This is a genomic window from Pantoea sp. X-Soil-OKNW-713 (genome assembly GCF_059730685.1).
Genome location: NZ_AP035995.1, coordinates 3,598,202 through 3,612,653, shown reverse-complemented (window position 1 = coordinate 3,612,653; position 14,452 = coordinate 3,598,202). Strand labels below are relative to the sequence as shown.

The 14,452-nt window shown below is 55.8% G+C and carries 11 protein-coding genes; 10 read left to right on the top strand and 1 reads right to left on the bottom strand.

The genetic code is table 11. The features are described 5' to 3' along the window. The first annotated feature begins 52 nt into the window (after positions 1 to 52). The 5 genes from AC6I8R_RS16885 (at position 53) to AC6I8R_RS16865 (ending at position 6,409) form a co-directional block, all read left to right on the top strand. A complete protein-coding gene (locus AC6I8R_RS16885) occupies positions 53 to 1,504 on the top strand; it encodes a TolC family outer membrane protein (RefSeq protein ID WP_497829481.1) in 1,452 nt (483 codons plus the stop codon). Next, positions 1,501 to 3,681, top strand: coding sequence for a type I secretion system permease/ATPase (locus AC6I8R_RS16880; RefSeq protein ID WP_497832605.1), 2,181 nt, complete (start codon positions 1,501 to 1,503; stop codon positions 3,679 to 3,681). Before AC6I8R_RS16885 ends, AC6I8R_RS16880 begins: the two co-directional genes overlap by 4 nt. Beyond that, positions 3,678 to 4,898 carry an HlyD family type I secretion periplasmic adaptor subunit gene (locus tag AC6I8R_RS16875; RefSeq protein WP_208723667.1) on the top strand — a complete coding sequence of 407 codons (1,221 nt, stop codon included), beginning with the start codon at positions 3,678 to 3,680 and terminating at the stop codon, positions 4,896 to 4,898. Before AC6I8R_RS16880 ends, AC6I8R_RS16875 begins: the two co-directional genes overlap by 4 nt. A 144-nt stretch (positions 4,899 to 5,042) precedes the next feature. Continuing rightward, positions 5,043 to 5,963: an agmatinase gene (speB, locus tag AC6I8R_RS16870; protein ID WP_208723668.1), complete on the top strand. Its 921-nt coding sequence runs from the start codon at positions 5,043 to 5,045 to the stop codon at positions 5,961 to 5,963. Between the two features lie 35 nt (positions 5,964 to 5,998). Next, entirely contained in the window at positions 5,999 to 6,409 is a 411-nt protein-coding gene (locus AC6I8R_RS16865; protein WP_208725549.1) for a YidB family protein, read from the top strand. An 87-nt stretch (positions 6,410 to 6,496) separates the two neighbouring features. Here the strand turns inward: AC6I8R_RS16865 and loiP are convergent, their stop codons facing one another. After that, positions 6,497 to 7,252, bottom strand: a complete 756-nt coding sequence (gene loiP, locus AC6I8R_RS16860; RefSeq protein ID WP_208723669.1) for a metalloprotease LoiP — start codon at positions 7,250 to 7,252, stop codon at positions 6,497 to 6,499. Between the two features lie 274 nt (positions 7,253 to 7,526). On the opposite strand from loiP, the gene tkt reads away from it, so the two are divergent. The 5 genes from tkt (at position 7,527) to mscS (ending at position 14,382) form a co-directional block, all read left to right on the top strand. Beyond that, on the top strand, positions 7,527 to 9,518 hold the full coding sequence (gene tkt / locus AC6I8R_RS16855) for a transketolase (protein ID WP_013510352.1): 1,992 nt from the start codon (positions 7,527 to 7,529) through the stop codon (positions 9,516 to 9,518). Between the two features lie 372 nt (positions 9,519 to 9,890). Beyond that, a complete protein-coding gene (gene epd, locus AC6I8R_RS16850) occupies positions 9,891 to 10,910 on the top strand; it encodes an erythrose-4-phosphate dehydrogenase (protein WP_021184642.1) in 1,020 nt (339 codons plus the stop codon). 51 nt (positions 10,911 to 10,961) lie between these two features. Next, entirely contained in the window at positions 10,962 to 12,125 is a 1,164-nt protein-coding gene (gene pgk / locus AC6I8R_RS16845) for a phosphoglycerate kinase (RefSeq protein ID WP_021184641.1), read from the top strand. A 113-nt stretch (positions 12,126 to 12,238) separates the two neighbouring features. Continuing rightward, positions 12,239 to 13,318: a class II fructose-bisphosphate aldolase gene (gene fbaA, locus AC6I8R_RS16840; protein WP_021184640.1), complete on the top strand. Its 1,080-nt coding sequence runs from the start codon at positions 12,239 to 12,241 to the stop codon at positions 13,316 to 13,318. Positions 13,319 to 13,506: 188 nt separating this feature from the next. Then, positions 13,507 to 14,382 carry a small-conductance mechanosensitive channel MscS gene (gene mscS, locus AC6I8R_RS16835; protein WP_415173382.1) on the top strand — a complete coding sequence of 292 codons (876 nt, stop codon included), beginning with the start codon at positions 13,507 to 13,509 and terminating at the stop codon, positions 14,380 to 14,382. The last annotated feature ends 70 nt before the right edge of the window (positions 14,383 to 14,452 follow it).

The window sequence follows — 14,452 nt, the reverse complement described above, 5'->3', positions numbered from 1 at the left end:
GCACCCCGGGCACAGGATGTGCCCCTTTCTCTTAATGACTGGTGGAGTATCGATGGACCTGATGCAATCAAGCGCAATATATCGCCGTTCCTGGAAGCTCAGCGTTTTCTGTGCTGGCATCGCTTTTCTCAGTAATTCTCAAGCAAACGCGGCCGATGACGCCCTGACAAGGGCCGGACGCATTACCACTCAGGGTCTGACACAACAGCAGGATCTACCTTCATTAACCGGCGAAGTTGCCGAACCCGCGTTAAACCACATACCGGACACCCTGACGCTCAATCAGGCGGTGCAGCGAGCGGTGCACTGGCATCCCGATATTGCCGAAGCGGTAGGAAAACTGCTGGAGCAGGCCAATCAGGTTGATGTGGCGAAAGCAAAATATTATCCGCAGGTGAGTGCCGGGATGAATAACGGCTACTCCAACGCTTATACCGAAAAAGGCTACAGCCCCTCGTTTGTCCTGTCGGTGTCGCAGATGTTGTATGACTTCGGCAAAGTCAGCAGCTCGGTGCGATCGGCAGAAGCAGGCGTCGCGGAAGAGCAGGCCAACGTGCTGGTCAGCATTGATACCGTGGCGCATGACACGGCTGCCGCGCTGGTCGAGGTGCAGGGTTATCAGCAACTGGTGGTCATCGCGCAACAACAACTGGCGTCGCTGAATAAAATTGGCGATTTAGCCAGACAGCGTAATGACGAAGGGGCAGCTTCCCTTTCTGATGCCACGCAAACCGATGCCCGTATTGAAGGGGCGCGCACCACCCTGACGCAATATCAGGCCAATCTGGATCGCTGGCGTGCCACGCTGGCAACCTACCTCGGCTGGGCAACGGTCAATAAAGTCAGCGATGATTTTCCCGCGAAGCTGATGCGTTCCTGCCAGTCGTCACAGGCGGAAGACCGTCTGATTCCGGCGGTGCTGGCAGCCTGGGCGGCGGCCAACCAGGCGCAAGCCAAGCTGGATAACGCCAACGCGCAGATGCTGCCGACTATCTCGCTGGAACCGGAAGTCACCCACTACCTTAACGATCACTATGCCAGCAGTGAAACGCTGGATCGCACCCAGTATTCCGCCTGGGTCAAAGTCGAAATGCCGATTTATCAGGGGGGCGGCATGACCGCCAGTCGTGATGCTGCGGCCAATGCCGTCAGCGCGGCCAATGCGGCGGTCAACTCGGCACGGCTTAAAGCACGCCAGCAGCTGAGTGAATCGCAGAATACCTCGCAAAGTCTGGCGCTGACGCTCAACATTCTGGGACGGCAACAACAGCTAAGCGAGAAAACGCAGCAACTCTACCAGGACCAATATTTGCAGCTCGGCACCCGCCCGCTGCTCGACGTGCTGAACGCCGAACAGGAGGTCTACCAGACCCGCTTTACGCTTCAGCAAACCATCAGTCAGTTACGCTCACTGCAACTCGATTGCCTTTACAGCACCGGGCATATGCGGTCGGCGTTCGCCCTGAATAATCAGCGCATCCAGTCCGTGGAGATTCAGCCATGACGCAAATGCAGATTCCAGAAACCCCAGGCGCAAAGCCCGATCACGCTGAAGGCGGTGTGCCGTTACAGGGATGGGCGACGGCGATCATCCAGATCGCCACCCATTATCGTTTACCCTGCTCACCGGGCATGATCCTGGCTTCCAGCGAATGGCAGGGTAAACAGACGCGCGATAAGGCGCTGCGCCATCTGGCGCGTCAGGCCGGTTTATCGCTGCAATTGTATGATGATGAGAAATGGCAGGTGACCCACTGGCGGCTGCCGCTGGCGGTCGAACTGAATGATGGCCAGGTGGGGGTGATCACCTCCTTTGATGGCGAGGACGAAGTGCGGGTGCATTTTGCCGGTGATGAGCAACCCACACCGCTTTCCCTGCTCTCGTTGCTGGCGGATGTGCATTTTGCCGCGGCGTTTCGCCCGCTGGCCCCGGCCAAAGACAGCCGGGTCGATCGCTACCTGGAAACCGTTAAGCCGGACTGGCTGCGCCGTCTGGTACTGAAAGATCTGCGCCCCTACGGCTATGTGATGCTGGGATCTTTCCTGATCAACCTGCTGGCGCTGGTTGGCATTATCTTCTCGATGCAGGTCTATGACCGGGTGATACCGGCGCAGTCTTATCCGACATTGTATGTGCTTTATATCGGCGTGATTATTTCGGTGGTGTTCACCTATATCCTGCGCGTCGGGCGCGACCATGTTACCGACCTGCTCGGCAAACGGGCGGATATGCGTGTGTCGGACCGGGTGTTTGGTCATGCGTTGCGCCTGCGCAACAGCGCCGTACCGCGTTCAACCGGCACTTTTATCTCGCAACTGCGCGAACTGGAGGCGATCCGTGAGATGGTCACCTCCACCACCGTGACGGCGATTGTCGATATGCCGTTCTTCCTGCTGTTTTTGCTGGTGATGGCGATCATTGCACCGCAACTGGCGTGGATTGCGCCGGTGGCGGTGATCCTGATGGTGTTGCCGGGCCTGTTTATGCAGAAAAAACTGTCGAAGCTGGCGCAGCAGGCGCTGAAGGAGTCGACATTACGCAACGCCGTGCTGGTGGAGAGCGTGCAGGGGCTGGAGGATATCAAACTGATGCAGGCGGAGGATCGCTTCCTGCAACAGTGGAACAGCTACATCCGCATCACCGCGCAATCCGGGGTGGAAACCCGTAAGGCGATGCATTCGCTGATCAGTTGGGGAGTGACCATTCAGGGGATGGTGTACGCCACGGTGATTGTGATTGGTGCGCCGATGGTAATTAACGGTGATATCACCACCGGTGCGATTGTGGCGGCCTCGTTGCTGTCATCCCGCATGATCGCGCCGATGGCGACGTTGTGCGGCGTGCTGGCTCGCTGGCAGCAGGTGAAAGCGGCGAAAACCAGTCTCGATGGCCTGATGACGTTGCCGGTGGAGAACAGCACCGACGAAACCCGCATTCATTGTCCGGTGCTGTTTGGTAATTATCAGTTTAACGAGGCGATGTTCCGTTACTACAGCGACACGCTCACCGTCGCGCTACGCATCAACCGCCTGACCATTAAACAGGGCGAACGCATTGCCATCCTCGGGCGCAACGGGGCCGGTAAATCGACCATGTTGCAGGCGATGATTGGCGGCGTGGAGTTGATTGGCGGTGAATTGCTGCTGGATAACCTCAGCCTGCCGCATATCGATCTGGCGGATGTGCGGCGCAACGTCGGTCTGATGACGCAGAACGCGCGCCTGTTCCACGGCACCCTGCGGGAAAATCTGACTATGGGGGCGGCACACGCCACCGATGACGCCATTTTTGCCGCGCTGGTGGTCAGCGGCGGTGCTGACTTTATTCATCGTTTGCCGCTCGGCCTTGATCATCCGGTGATGGAAGGGGGCGTGGGCTTATCCGGTGGACAGCGCCAGTCGGTGCTGCTGGCCCGCATGCTGCTGCGCGACCCGAATATCGTGCTGCTGGATGAGCCAACCGCCTCACTGGATGATCACACCGAGAAAGAGTTTATCGAACGACTTGGGCAGTGGCTGAATGGCCGCACCCTGGTGGTCGCCACCCATCGTGCTGCGATTCTCGCGCTGGTGGATCGCATTCTGGTGCTGAAGGAAGGACAACTGGTGATGGACAGCCCTAAAGAGAATGCGTTGCCGCCACCGCGCGCCAGCCATGCGCGCCCGGAGGTTAACCCATGAAACAGTTACCTGCGAAATTACGCCTGGTGGCGGCAGAAGGGGATTCCTCGGACGATCTGGCGGGCGATCTGCAATCAGAAACCCACTATTCAGGTGCGGTGCGCTTGATTGTCATCAGCTTCTTTTTATTACTGGTCACCTGCGTCTGGGCTTATTTTGGCGTGCTGGATGAAGTCTCAACCGGTACCGGCAAGGTGATCCCCAGCTCCCATGACCAGGTGCTGCAATCGCTGGAGGGAGGCATCCTGGACGAAATCTATGTGCACGAGGGCAGCCATGTCGAAGCCGGTCAGGTGGTGGCAAAACTGGACCCGATCCGCTCGGAGTCGAGCGTTGGGGAGAGTGCGGCGCGCTATCGTGCGGCGCTGGCAGCCAGTGCCCGTCTTAATGCCGAGGTCAACGATTTGCCGCTCAGCTTCCCGGCAGAGCTGAATAAATTTCCCGACCTGATTGCGTCAGAAACCCGCCTGTTCAAAACCCGTCGCGCGCAACTGAAGGATGCGACCGCACAGATCCAGCAATCGCTGAGCCTTGCTAACCGCGAGTTGGCGATTACCGAACGTCTGGCAAAAACCGGTGCGGCCAGTAGCGTCGAAGTGCTGCGTTTGCAGCGTGACAAATCCGACCTTGAGCTGAAGATGACCGATATGCGCTCGCAATATTATGTCCAGGCGCGTGAGGATCTGGCGAAAGCCACGGCGGAAGCCGACAGCCTGTTGCAGACGGTTCGTGGGCGTGAGGATACCGTCAGTCGCCTGACCATTCGTGCCCCGATGCGTGGCGTGGTGAAAGACATCAAGGTAACCACAGTCGGTGGGGTGATCCCGCCCAATGGGGAGCTGATGAACATTGTGCCGATGGATGATCATCTGTTGATTGAGGCACGCCTGTCACCGCGCGATATTGCGTTTATTCACCCGGACCAGAAAGCGTTGGTGAAAATCTCCGCTTATGATTATTCAATCTATGGGGGGCTGGATGGGGTGGTGGAGAGCATTTCACCGGATACCATTCAGGATGAGGTGAAGCCGGAGATTTACTACTACCGTGTGTATATCCGCACCGATCATGATTATGTGCAGAATAAAGCCGGTAAACGTTTCTCAATCAGCCCCGGTATGGTTGCTACGGTGGATATCAAAACCGGCGAGAAGACGGTGATGGATTATCTGATTAAACCGTTTAACCGCGCCAAAGAGGCCATGCGCGAACGTTAATTGCAGCCGACGAGAATCTTCGCGATAATCAGCCGCATCAAATCCCTTCCTCGTCGGGTTTAACGACGCGGAGGGGATTTTTTTTGGTCATATTTCATCTATACCTTAATGTCACGCGGATTCAGGATCTCAAGAGGACGATTTATGTATAACACCCTCGGCAATCAGTACGATAACTCACTGGTTTCGAACGCCTTCGGTTTCATGCGTTTCCCGGTCAACTTCCAACCTTACGACAGCGACGCGGAGTGGGTCATCACCGGCGTGCCTTTCGATGCAGCGACCTCGGGCCGTCCGGGCAGCCGTTTAGGGCCGGGCGCTATTCGTCAGATCTCAACTAACCTCGCCTGGGAAGGCTGCCGCTGGCCGTGGGATTTCGATCTGCGTCAGCGTCTGAACGTGGTGGATTGTGGCGACCTGGTGTATGCCTTTGGTGATTCCCAGGATCTGTCTGACAAGTTGCAGGCCCACGCCGAGAAACTGCTGGCGAACGGCAAACGTATGCTGACGTTCGGCGGTGATCACTACGTCACGCTGCCGCTGCTGCGTGCCCATGCCAAGCATTTCGGCAAAATGGCGCTGGTGCATTTCGATGCGCACACCGACACCTACTCCAACGGCCCGACCTTTGACCACGGCACCATGTTCTTCACTGCGCCGAAAGAAGGGTTGATCGATCCTCACCATTCGGTGCAGATCGGCATCCGTACCGAGTTTGATAAGAGCCTCGGTTTTAACGTGCTGGATGCGGCGCAGGTTAACGATCGCAGCGTCGATGACATCCTGGCTGAAGTGAAGCGCACCGTAGGTGATCTGCCGGTGTATCTGACCTTTGATATCGATTGTCTTGATCCGGCCCATGCGCCTGGCACTGGCACGCCGGTGATTGGCGGCCTGACCACCGATAAAGCCACCAAGCTGATTCGTGGCCTGCAAGGGATGAATATCGTCGGGATGGATCTGGTGGAAGTGGCACCGGGTTACGATCATGCCGACCTGACTTCACTTGCTGCTGCGACGCTGGCGCTGGACATGCTGCACGTACAGGCGGCCAATAAGGGCTAAACTTACTGACGGTCAATTAATCTTCGGAGGTCATGATGGGCTTACTGGATGATTTAGTCGGATCGTTAGAAGGCGGCCAGGGGCAGGGCAATCAGCTGGGCCAGTTGCAGGCTATCTGGAGCTGGGTGCAGGAGCAGGGCGGTATTGAAGCACTGCTGCATAAGTTCCAGCAGGGCGGGTTGGGCGACGTACTGGGTTCGTGGATTGGCACCGGCAATAATCAGCCGGTGGACAGTGGCGATATGCAGTCGGCGTTTGGTCAGCCGGAGTTACAATCACTGGCAGATAAGCTCGGTACCGATGTACAGGGCGCGTCCGGCACCCTGGCGCTGCTGCTGCCGCAACTGATTGATAAAATGTCGCCGCAGGGCCAACTGGATGATCAGAGTTTGCATGATAATCAGTTGGATTTGGGGTCGATGGTCGATCAGCTGTTCAAGCGTTAGGCAGGTTCCTGTAGCGGCGCGATTTATCGCGCGTCTTTTCCGGCACGATGCATGGAATTGCGCGATAAATCGCGCCGCTACGGTGCATTATTTCCCGTCGGCAGCTATCCGGTCACGAATATGCTGCGCGCGCGCTTCGGAATCGGGGTGCGAATCAAACATCGAGCTTTGACGCCCCTGTTCCAGTTGCGCCAACTTTTCGAAGCTGGTCGCCAGCCCCATTGGATTGATGCCGCGTTTCTTCAGCAAATCATACGAATAATCATCTGCTTCTGATTCCTGCGTTTGTGAGAACTGCGCATTCACCAGCTTCTCGCCCAGTTCCCCCAGTTGCGATTGGGATAACGAACCGATGACGCCACCCATTGAGGTTGCCGCGGTACGCGCCGCCGTGGTCGCGAAGGCTACCTGCATCGCTTTACGCGTATGGCCCAGGGCGACATGGCCCATCTCATGACCCAGCACCCCCTCGACCTCGTTATCGGTCATCATATCCATCAGGCCGCTGTAGACGCGGATGCAGCCATTCGCCATCGCCCAGGCATTCACATCTTTGGTCAGATAGACCTTATAGTTAGCTGGCACACCGTTGATGTTGTCACCCAGCGCAGCGCCGATTTTATTCAGGCGTTGCTGGTACTCGCTGTTCGCCGGGGCGAGCTGATTTTCCTTATCCATCTGCGCACAGGATTGATCGCTCAGCTGCTTCACCTGGTCGTCACTTAACGCATAAGCCTGATACGCCTGCGCGCCGGATTGCAGCAACGCATTGTTGTCGAATCCTTCACAGCCGCTCAACAAGGCAGCTATCCCAAAGGCAATGATGGTCGGTTGGATCTTCATTCCAGAATCCTCAGAGTAACAAGGTAGTAAAAACAAACACCTGAACTTGATGCCGGTGTTTAAACGCTTTGTTTATAGCCTGCAAGTGCTTCGCTGGCTAGCAGACAGCAGCTGAATTGCAACCTCTGACCACCAGATTTAGCACCCCGTAGCATGTACTTTTGCCCCGTTTTTCATGTACATTGATGTGCGACTTTTTCCTTGCTTCGCCTGATAGCTGATTAATTACAATAAGTTAGGAGTGGCGAAGTATTAATCCGACCTGGAGTAGAAAATGCCCTCTCGTAAAGAGCTTGCCAACGCCATTCGCGCGTTAAGTATGGATGCAGTACAGAAAGCCAAATCGGGACACCCTGGTGCGCCGATGGGCATGGCGGACATTGCCGAAGTGCTGTGGCGTGACTTCCTGAACCACAACCCGACCAACCCGCAATGGGCGGCGCGCGACCGCTTTGTGCTGTCTAACGGTCACGGCTCGATGCTGATTTACAGCCTGCTGCACCTTACCGGCTACGATCTGCCGATGAGCGAGTTGCAGAACTTCCGTCAGCTGCATTCCAAAACTCCAGGTCACCCGGAATACGGCTACACCGCAGGCGTCGAAACCACCACCGGCCCGCTGGGTCAGGGTATCGCTAACGCCGTCGGCTTTGCGATTGCCGAACGCACGCTGGCTGCGCAGTTCAACCGTCCGGGCCACGACATCGTGGACCACAACACTTACGTGTTTATGGGCGACGGCTGCATGATGGAAGGTATCTCACACGAGGTATGCTCCATCGCCGGTACGCTGAAGCTGGGCAAACTGGTTGCCTTCTATGACGACAACGGCATCTCCATCGACGGTCACGTCGATGGCTGGTTCACCGACGACACCGCAAAACGCTTTGAAGCCTACGGCTGGCATGTGGTGCGCGGCGTGGACGGTCACGATGCCGACGCCATCAAAAAAGCGGTGGAAGAAGCCAAAGCCGTTACTGACAAGCCATCCCTGCTGATGTGCAAAACCATCATCGGTTTCGGTTCCCCGAACAAAGCCGGTACCCACGACTCCCACGGCGCACCGCTGGGCGACGCCGAAGTGGCGCTGACCCGCAAACAGCTGGGCTGGGACTACGCGCCGTTCGAGATCCCGGCAGACATCTACGCTCAGTGGGATGCCAAAGAAGCGGGCAAAGCGAAAGAAGCCGCATGGGACGAGAAATTCGCGGCCTACGCTGCTGCGCACCCGGAACTGGCTGCCGAATTCAAACGTCGCATGAACAACGAACTGCCGGCCAACTGGGCTGAAGAGTCGCAGAAATTTGTTGAGCAGTTGCAGGCCAATCCGGCGAAAATCGCCAGCCGTAAAGCGTCGCAGAATGCCATCGAAGCCTTCGGCAAAATCCTGCCGGAATATCTCGGCGGTTCAGCTGACCTGGCACCGAGCAACCTGACCATGTGGTCCGGTTCTAAACCGATTAACGAAGATGCGGCCGGTAACTACATCCACTACGGTGTGCGCGAATTCGGTATGACCGCGATTGCCAACGGTATCGCCCTGCACGGCGGTTTCCTGCCGTATACCGCCACCTTCCTGATGTTTGTGGAATACGCGCGTAACGCGGCACGTATGGCGGCGCTGATGAAGATCCGTCAAATCATGGTCTACACCCACGACTCCATCGGTCTGGGCGAAGATGGCCCGACGCACCAGCCGGTTGAGCAGATGGCGAGCCTGCGCACCACCCCGAATATGAGCCTGTGGCGTCCGTGTGACCAGGTGGAATCTGCGGTGGCGTGGAAATACGCCATCGAGCGTAAAGATGGCCCGAGCGCGCTGATCTTCTCCCGTCAGAACCTGGCGCAGCAGGATCGTAGCGCTGAGCAGCTGGCAAACGTGGCACGCGGTGGTTATGTGCTGAAGGACTGTGCCGGTCAGCCGGAACTGATCCTGATCGCCACCGGTTCAGAAGTGGAACTGGCGGTCGGTGCTTACGACCAGCTGACCACCGAAGGCCGTAAAGTGCGCGTGGTTTCCATGCCGTCCACCGATGCGTTCGACAAACAGGATGCGGCTTACCGTGAATCTGTACTGCCGAAAGCAGTGGCTGCGCGTGTTGCGATCGAAGCGGGTATCGCCGATTACTGGTTCAAGTACACCGGCCTGAACGGTGCAATCGTCGGTATGACCAGCTTTGGTGAATCAGCCCCGGCAGAGAAACTGTTCGAAGAGTTTGGTTTCACCGTTGCCAATGTAGTCGCAACCGCGAAATCGATTCTGTAATGCTTTTGGGCGGCCTGATGGCCGCCCGTTTGGATTCCCGTAGCGGCGCGATTTATCGCGCGGGGTTTTCCGACATCGCGCACGGAATTGCGCGATAAATCGCGCCGCTACGAATTCGGGCAAGCATTACCTCATTATTCCTCCAGTAATAATCTTAAATTGGCTTATTTTGTGACGTAGATCCAATAATCAGCAGCGCAGTTGATCACAATCATTCCTGTTATTCCTTCCTTGCTTTATCCTAGCTGAACCGTTTCAGTTGTGGCGTGAAACCCGCTGACAACCACAGGCAGTCGACAAGAATTCCCTGTACAAAAGGGTGTGAAACGCTCAGGCTATCGGCACGTTTTTTCAGGTGTGGTTGAAGGAAAGATGACCGTTCGCATAGCTATAAATGGTTTTGGTCGTATCGGGCGTAATGTGCTGCGTGCGTTGTATGAAACAGGCCGCAGAGCAGAAATCACCGTGGTGGCGATTAACGAACTGGCGGAAGCCGTCGGTATGGCGCATCTGCTGAAGTACGATACCAGCCACGGACGTTTTGCCTTTGACGTGCGCCAGGAACGCGACCTGCTGTTTGTCGGTGACGATACCATTCGTATCCTGCATCAGGCCGATATCGCCACCCTGCCGTGGCAGGAGCTGAATGTTGATATCGTGCTGGATTGTACCGGTGTTTACGGCAGCCGTGCGGATGGCGAAGCTCATTTGCAGGCGGGCGCGAAGAAGGTGTTGTTCTCGCATCCGGGCGGTAACGATCTGGATGCCACCGTAGTGTTCGGCGTGAACGAACAGGCTCTTAAACAAACTGACCGCATTGTCTCCAACGCATCCTGCACCACCAACTGCATTATTCCGGTGATAAAGTTGTTGGATGACGCCTTTGGCATTGAGTCAGGCACCGTGACCACCATCCACTCGGCGATGCACGATCAACAGGTGATCGACGCTTATCACAGCGATCTCCGCCGTACCCGTGCAGCCAGCCAATCGATCATTCCGGTGGATACGCGGCTGGCGGCGGGTATAACGCGCATTTTTCCGAAATTTAACGATCGCTTCGAAGCTATCGCGGTGCGTGTGCCAACCATCAATGTTACGGCCATTGATTTGAGCGTTTCGGTACGCCAGGCGGTGAAGGCATGTGAGGTCAATGCCTTGCTGCAAAACGCATCAGAAGGGGCATTTCGTGGTATAGTTGACTATACGGAATTACCGTTAGTCTCAGTAGATTTTAACCATGATCCGCACAGTGCCATTGTGGATGGCACGCAAACGCGGGTCAGCGGTCACCACCTTATCAAAACCCTGGTTTGGTGTGACAACGAATGGGGCTTTGCTAACCGCATGCTCGACACAACGTTAGCAATGGCCGCAAGCGGTTTCAGGTAAGACGCGGTCTGCGTCTGGCAAAACTTATGAGAATCAACGAGAGGGTTCACCATGTCTGTAATTAAGATGACCGATCTGGATCTTGCTGGAAAACGTGTTCTGATCCGTGCCGATCTCAACGTACCAGTGAAAGAAGGGAAAGTGACGTCTGATGCACGTATCCGTGCTTCTCTGCCCACCATCGAAGCGGCGTTGAAACAGGGCGCGAAAGTGATGGTTACCTCTCACCTGGGTCGTCCGACCGAAGGTGAATACAACGAAGAGTTCTCCCTGCTGCCGGTTGTTAACTATCTGAAAGACAAGCTGAACGGCACCACAGTTACCCTGGCTAAAGATTACCTCGACGGCGTTGAAGTCGGTGCGGGTGAGCTGGTGGTGCTGGAAAACGTACGCTTCAACAAAGGCGAGAAGAAAGACGACGAAGCGCTGTCCAAAAAATACGCCGCACTGTGCGACGTGTTTGTGATGGATGCCTTCGGTACTGCGCACCGTGCGCAGGCATCAACTCACGGCGTAGGTAAATTCGCACCGATCGCCTGTGCCGGTCCGCTGCTCTCTGCTGAGCTGGAAGCGCTGGGCAAAGTGATGAGCAACCCGCAGCGTCCGCTGGTGGCGGTTGTCGGTGGTTCTAAAGTCTCTACCAAATTCGACGTGCTGCAATCGCTGGTGAAAATCGCTGACACCGTGATCGTCGGCGGTGGTATCGCTAACACCTTCGTGGCTATCGACAACAACGTCGGTAAATCCCTGTACGAGCCAGACTTCGTGGAAGCGGCCAAAGGTCTGCGTGACCAGTACGGTATCCCGGTTCCGACCGACTCCCGCGTAGGCACAGAATTCTCTGAAACCGCACCGGCAACCGTGAAAAAGGTTTCCGAAGTGGCGGATAACGAAGAAATTATGGACTTCGGTGATGAAACCGCACAGGCAATGGCAAAACTGCTGAAAGACGCAAAAACCATCCTGTGGAACGGTCCGGTTGGCGTGTTCGAGTTCCCGAACTTCCGTAAAGGCACCGAAATCGTTGCTAACGCGATCGCTGACAGCGAAGCGTTCTCTGTCGCAGGCGGTGGTGACACCCTGGCAGCCATTGATCTGTTCGGTATCGAAGACAAGATCTCCTACATCTCTACCGGTGGCGGCGCATTCCTCGAATTCGTGGAAGGTAAAAAACTGCCAGCCGTAGCCATGCTGGAAGAGCGCGCGAAGCAGTAATCTTTTGGGGGCGGCGCTTTGGCGTCGCCTGAAGACTTGCCCTGACGCTATGGGGCATAAAATCCAGTCCCCCTCGATTCGGGGATGAACGGTAAACGAAACAGGACACAACCATGTCTAAAATTTTTGATTTCGTAAAACCCGGCGTTGTCACTGGTGATGACGTTCAGAAAATCTTCAAAGTGGCGAAAGAGAACAAATTCGCCCTGCCAGCAGTAAACTGCGTCGGCACAGATTCCATCAACGCAGTACTGGAAGCGGCAGCGAAAGTGAAATCGCCGGTCATCGTTCAGTTCTCCAATGGTGGTGCTGCTTTCATCGCGGGTAAAGGTTACAAAACCGACAAACCTCAGGGCGCGGCGATTGCCGGTGCTATCGCCGGTGCGCACCATGTGCACCTGATGGCAGAGCTGTATGGCGTGCCGGTTATCCTGCACACTGACCACTGCGCGAAAAAACTGCTGCCGTGGATCGACGGTCTGCTGGACGCGGGTGAAGCACACTTCGCCAAAACCGGTAAGCCGCTGTTCTCTTCTCACATGATTGACCTGTCTGAAGAGTCACTGCATGAAAACATCGAGATCTCCAGCAAATATCTGACCCGTATGGCGAAACTGGGTATGACGCTGGAAATCGAACTGGGCTGCACCGGCGGCGAAGAAGATGGTGTGGACAACAGCCACATGGACGCTTCTGCCCTGTACACCCAGCCGGAAGACGTGGATTACGCGTACACCGAACTGAGCAAAATCAGCCCGCGTTTCACCATTGCGGCATCTTTCGGTAACGTTCACGGCGTGTACAAGCCGGGTAACGTTAAGCTGACCCCGACCATCCTGCGTGATTCTCAGGAATATGTTTCTAAGAAACACAACCTGCCGCACAACTCGCTGGATTTCGTATTCCACGGTGGTTCAGGTTCTTCTGCTGCGGAAATCGAAGAGTCAATCAGCTACGGCGTGATCAAGATGAACATCGATACCGACACCCAATGGGCGACCTGGGACGGTATCCTGCAGTACTACAAAAAGAACGAAGACTATCTGCAAGGCCAGCTCGGTAACCCGAACGGCGTAGATAGCCCGAACAAAAAATACTACGATCCGCGCGTATGGCTGCGCTCTGCTCAGGCATCCATGGTGGTTCGCCTGGAACAGGCGTTCAAAGAGCTTAACGCGATCGACGTACTGTAATTTTCCCTTACAGTACAAAAAAGGCCCGAAAGGGCCTTTTTTTATGCATTATTTTCGGATTATTCAGTAAATTCTGACCATCTTTGGCGCTGGCCCCCATTATTGTTTACCCTTGTACGCGGGAGTGTCGGATTCATTCTGGCAGTTTTTGTTCTTTCCTGCGGGAAACTCAACAACAGGGCTAACAAATGGAAGATTTAAATGTCGTTGACGGCATTAACAACGCGGGTGGATGGCTGGTACGCAATCAGGAACTGATCCTGAGCTATGTCGTGAATATTGTGGCGGCGATTGCCATCATCATCATCGGGATGATTGTGGCGCGCATCATTTCGAATGCCATCAATCGGGTGCTGGTGGCGCGTCATATCGATGCTACCGTGGCGGATTTCCTGTCAGCGCTGGTGCGCTACGGCATTATCGCCTTTACCATTATCGCCGCGCTCGGACGCGTGGGGGTGCAGACCGCCTCAGTGATCGCCGTTCTGGGTGCCGCAGGTCTGGCCGTGGGTCTGGCATTGCAGGGGTCGCTCTCCAACCTCGCTGCTGGCGTGCTGCTGGTGACCTTCCGTCCGTTCCGTACCGGCGAGTTCGTTGATCTCGGTGGCGTGACGGGTACCGTACAGAACGTGCAGATCTTCTCCACCACCCTGAAAAGCGCCGATGGCAAAATCGTGGTGGTGCCGAACGGCAAAATCATTGCCGGTAATATCGTTAACTACTCTCGTGAACCGATTCGTCGTAACGAATTTATTATTGGCGTGGCCTATGATGCGGATGTGGATCAGGTTATCAGCTTACTGAAAGAAGTGACCGAAGCGGACGAGCGCGTGCTAAAGGATATGGGTATCCAGATTGGTCTGAACGAACTGGCTGCCTCGTCGCTCAACTTCGTGGTGCGTTGCTGGAGCAAGAGCAGCGACCTGCAAAACGTCTACTGGGACCTGCTGAAGAACTACAAGCGCACGCTGGACGCGCATGGGATCGGCATCCCTTATCCGCAGATGGATGTACATTTCCATCCGGTGAAAAACGAGGCAGCGGTGGCTGAAGGCACCGAATAATCCCCAAACGTAGCGGCGCGATTTATCGCGCGGGTTTTTCCGGCACCGCGCACGGAATTGCGCGATAGAT